1 protein-coding gene is annotated in these 737 nt (G+C 45.9%); it reads left to right on the forward strand.

All coding sequences use genetic code 11. From position 1 onward, the window contains the following. Positions 1-213: 213 nt before the first annotated feature. On the forward strand, positions 214-737 hold a 524-nt coding region (locus tag ACTHSP_RS21155; RefSeq protein ID WP_440346900.1), incomplete at its 3' end, for a S1 RNA-binding domain-containing protein.

A 737-nucleotide genomic window follows, 5' to 3' on the forward strand; every position in this document is an offset into this window, starting at 1 on the left:
ATAACCTTTCTATCGAAGAAGCTGTAAAAAAAGTGCTTGATTGGTATCATAAAGTTTAAAATTTGGAGTATAATCGCGAAGTTTTCATTTCAGACGGCCTGTTAACCCTATAACAAGGCCGTCTGAAAACATTTCCCAACCTGCCGCGCCAAGGACGGCAGGTCATTTCAAACCTAACCCGCACCCCTTGGCGGTGTACCGAAAAGAGTATATATGACTATGGAAAATTTTGCCCAGCTGCTGGAAGAAAGCTTTACCCTGCAAGAGATGAACCCAGGTGAAGTGATTACTGCCGAAGTAGTCGGCATCGATCAAAACTTCGTTACCGTTAACGCAGGTCTGAAATCAGAATCTCTGATTGATGTTGCTGAATTCAAAAACGCTCAGGGCGAGATTGAAGTTAAAGTTGGCGATTTCGTTACCGTTACCATCGAATCTGTTGAAAACGGCTTCGGCGAAACCAAACTGTCCCGCGAAAAAGCCAAACGTGCTGCCGACTGGATCGCTTTGGAAGAAGCGATGGAAAACGGCGACATCCTGTCCGGCGTTATCAATGGCAAAGTCAAAGGCGGTCTGACCGTTATGATCAACAGCATCCGCGCATTCCTGCCGGGTTCTTTGGTTGACGTACGTCCTGTAAAAGACACTTCTCACTTCGAAGGCAAAGAAATTGAATTCAAAGTGATCAAACTGGACAAAAAACGCAACAACGTTGTTGTGTCCCGCCGCGCTGTTCT

Source organism: Neisseria sp. P0001.S005 (genome assembly GCF_051963715.1).